General features: G+C 68.5%; 4 protein-coding genes and 2 pseudogenes. 5 read left to right on the plus strand and 1 reads right to left on the minus strand.

The window, feature by feature from the left end:
* A pseudogene (locus AB0898_RS31745) lies at window positions 1–554 on the minus strand (hypothetical protein); the annotation flags it as partial.
* A gap of 74 nt (window positions 555–628) precedes the next feature.
* Here AB0898_RS31745 and AB0898_RS31750 point away from each other — a divergent pair.
* The 5 genes and pseudogenes from AB0898_RS31750 to AB0898_RS31775 all read left to right on the plus strand — a co-directional run.
* Window positions 629–1,003 (plus strand): type II toxin-antitoxin system RelE/ParE family toxin, encoded by a 375-nt coding sequence (locus AB0898_RS31750; protein WP_366806523.1) that lies wholly within the window; start codon window positions 629–631, stop codon window positions 1,001–1,003.
* Window positions 1,000–1,368 (plus strand): helix-turn-helix transcriptional regulator, encoded by a 369-nt coding sequence (locus AB0898_RS31755; RefSeq protein WP_366806524.1) that lies wholly within the window; start codon window positions 1,000–1,002, stop codon window positions 1,366–1,368. The genes AB0898_RS31750 and AB0898_RS31755 overlap by 4 nt, the downstream gene beginning before the upstream one ends.
* Before the next feature lie 444 nt (window positions 1,369–1,812).
* Window positions 1,813–2,404: pseudogene (locus AB0898_RS31765) on the plus strand (site-specific integrase); the annotation flags it as partial.
* A gap of 140 nt (window positions 2,405–2,544) precedes the next feature.
* On the plus strand, window positions 2,545–3,012 hold the full coding sequence (locus tag AB0898_RS31770; protein ID WP_407078443.1) for a winged helix-turn-helix domain-containing protein: 468 nt from the start codon (window positions 2,545–2,547) through the stop codon (window positions 3,010–3,012).
* Window positions 2,922–3,430, plus strand: a 509-nt coding sequence (locus AB0898_RS31775; protein ID WP_366806527.1) for a transposase, incomplete at its 3' end; no start/stop codon positions are given. The genes AB0898_RS31770 and AB0898_RS31775, both read left to right, overlap by 91 nt.

Here is a 3,430-nt window from a genome sequence, read left to right on the forward strand (position 1 = left end):
ATGGCCCTGGTCGTGCCGTCGGCCATCAGGACCCGGGTCGCACCCGTGAAACTGTGCGGGTCCCCCGGCACGGACCGCTTGATCGGGCAGGCGCCACCCGACTCCTCCTCAGGCCCCGCCCCCTCCGACTCCGCCTTGGCCGTCGCCGCCTCCGTCGCATCCGCCGCCGCCGAGTCGCCGGCCCCGGACGTCGCCCGGCCGAACAGACCGCCGACCACCTCCATCGCCTTCGGCGCCGCCTTCGCCAGCAACGCACCACCCAGCTCGCCCAGGACACCACCCGCCGCACCCGTTACCGCGCCCTCCACGGCAGAACCCGCGAACGCGCCCACACTGCAGTCGCCGCCACCGTTCTCGGCGCACTTGAAGCCCTGCTCCACCAGCGAACCCGCAGCGCCGGCCATGGCCGCACAGCCGACCGTGCCCACACCCCACGTCGCCGCCTCACAACCCGCGAACACCGCCGTCGACACCACGAACGACGTGATCGCCGCCGCATGATGCTTCGCGAACTTCGCCGCTTCGACAGTGGCGCGGTAAGCGGTGCGGGCCACGTGCTGCCGGGAGGGTCGGGCCGCGCTCCCCGATCCTCCACCCAGTCATACAGATATCTGTATAATTCTGGAGGGTGGACAGCCCCTGGCAGATCGAGATCGAACCAGAGGTCCGGCAGTGGTTGGCGCTCCTGTCGGACCAGCACTACGACAAGGCCGAACGCGCCGCTGACATGCTTGCCATGCGGCCGACGACTCTCGGAGAGCCCTACTCACGCCATCTGGGCGGCAAACTCCGTGAACTGCGGTTCACCATGGACGGAAACGCGGTCCGCATCACCTACTGGCTCGCACCCGAGCAGCGGATCGTGCTCCTGACCGTATTCCGCAAGACAAGACAGCAGGAAGCCGCCGAGGTAGAACGCGCCCAGCAAGCGCAAAAGACATGCGAAGCGAACCACGGTCCCGCCGAGCACAGTTACGACCGAACGAGGGAGGACAGCCCGTGAACCACTCCCAGTGGAAGACCCGCCGGACCCGCAAGGCCCAGAACGAACAGGTGGTGGAGTCCCCTGCCTACGTGGAAGCCGGATACGCCTTCGCCCTCGGCCAAGCCGTGTACGACCGGCGCAGCGAGCTCAATCTCTCCCAGACCGAACTGGCCCGCCGTGCGGGTATGAGCCAGCCCCAGATCTCCAACATCGAGGGGGGCGACTCCGTACCGACTCTGCCGCTGCTCACCCGTCTGGCCAAGGCCCTGGACGCCTCGCTGACCATCGACCTGGACGGCGACATCTCGACCTTCGTCTTCACCGCCCACGACCACCACCACCCGAACGACTCCACACCGGGAAAGCACTCCCCGGCGGCGTGAGCCAGCCGGCGTGCACCGCCTCGGCGCCCACGCCTCAAAGAGAGAAAACGGGGTTCTCTCCCTGGTTACCTTTCCGTGGCTCCGCGATGAGGCCTTGGGCCTTCGGGTTCAGCATGCTTCCCCCTCCTGTTGTTGACGCCCCAGGGGTGTCACCGCGCTCAAAGGCATCGACAGATCGCTGGCGAGCGGCCCGAGCGCCGGCTTCGCTAAAGCCAGAAGAGCTCTCCGTAAGGTGAATGCGGCAGCTCGGTGCCGTGTCAAGGCCGGACGAAGCGCCATCTCCGGGGCGTTCAGCACGAAGCCCGTTCATTCATGGTGGCCGCGGACCAGCCGACGATCCGGTGGGAGAAAGGTGTCCATGACGAAGGCGACGTAAACGATCCCGGCCCAGGTCTTCACGTGAGCAAAGTCCGCGCTCCAGCAGCGGTTCAGGGCACCGGCAACGAAGTCACGGTTCACCAGGCCCGGGGTCAAGGCGAACTCCTCGGCCTGCGCTGGGAAGGCCTCCACCTGGCCGGCGGAACTGCCGGCATCCGGCGCACCCTCCAGCGCACCAACACCGCCGGGCTGACTGCCCTGCCCACCAAGACCCGGGCCTCCGAACGCCTCATCGTTCTCCCCGCCCGGTGTGTCCAGTCGCTGAAGCGCCGCCACGAACAGCAACAGCACGAAGCAGCAGGCATCGGGCGGCAGCCCAACGGGCACGTCTTCACCACTGCGCAGGGCGGATCGATCGAACCGACCAACCCCCACTCGCGTCTTCACCACGCTCCGCCGCAAGGCCAGCCTCCGCCGCATCCGCTTCCACGACCTCCGCCACTCAACCGCCACCCTGCTCCTGGAACAAGGCGTCGACCTCGTCGTCATCAAGGAACTCCTCGGCCACGCCCACATCGGCGTCGCCGCCACCGTCTACGCACACGTCCGCCTCCGCCTCCAGCGCGACGCCATCAACACCCTCAGCAACGCGCTCGACGGTCCCGCCAGCCACGAGCCGACCCGCGGCGACGCACTGTGCGGAGCCATCGTCCGCTGACGTTGCCGCTGAGGTTGAAAGGGTGGGGTGACAGGGGGTGTTGGCGGTGCTACATCCTCGTCATGAGGTACGCGGATGGCGGCGGACTGGCCGCTGTGGGGCGGGCGAAGCGTGAGGCGGTGCGGTTTGAGGCCGCGGAGATGTTCGAGCAAGGGGCGCGGCCGCCCGAGGTGGCCCGCAGGTTACGGGTGTCGCGGAAGTCGGCCTACGCCTGGCACGCGGCCTGGCGGGACGGCGGCAGATCAGCCCTGGCCTCGAAGGGGCCTGGTGGCTTTCCCTGTCAGCTCAGCGATGACCAGACCGAGCGCCTGCAGGCCGAGTTGGAGGCCGGTCCGGCCGCGCACGGCTGGTGCGAGGACCAGCGGTGGACCCTGGCAAGGGTCGCGGAGCTGATTCACCGCCTGTTCAGCTACCGGTACACCCCGCGCGGGGTGTCGTATCTGCTGCACCGGCTGGGCTGGTCACCGCAGGTCCCCGCGCATTGGGCGGTCGAGCGCGACGAGCAGGCCGTAGAGCGGTGGCGGACGGAGCAGTGGTCACGGGTAAGAGGACGGCCCAGCTCCTGGGCGCGTGGATCGTCTTCGAGGACGAGGCCGGCCAGGACCTGAAGCCCGGCAAGGGGCGGACCTGGTCGCCGCGCGGGCGGACTCCGCTGATCAAGGTGACGGGGAAAGGCTCGGGCCGGGTCCTGATGGCCGGGATGATCTGCGTCAGACCGGGCCGCGAGACCAGGCTGCTCCACCGGACCCAGACATACCTCGGCCGTACCGGTGAGAAGAAGGGCTTCCGTGCCCGCGAGTTCTCCGACCTGCTGACCTCAGCCCGTCGGCAACTCGGGGGTGCCCCGCTGATCGTGGTGTGGGACAACGTCAGCGCCCATCACGTCGAGGCGTTGCGGGAGTTCCGCGAACGCAACAGCGACGGGCTCACTATCATCAAGCTGCCTCCGTACGCGCCCGACCTCAACCCCGTCCAAGGTGTCTGGGCCCACCTGACGAAGTCCCTGGCCAACCTCGCGCCCCGCAC

The sequence above is a fragment of the Streptomyces sp. NPDC005435 genome, from assembly GCF_040703155.1.
Taxonomy (GTDB): domain Bacteria; phylum Actinomycetota; class Actinomycetes; order Streptomycetales; family Streptomycetaceae; genus Streptomyces.

Excerpts from the sequence above, each read along its gene's own strand:
- AB0898_RS31770 (WP_407078443.1), top strand. The coding sequence starts at position 2,545 with ATGTTCGAGCAAGGGGCGCGGCCGCCCGAGGTGGCCCGCAGGTTACGG.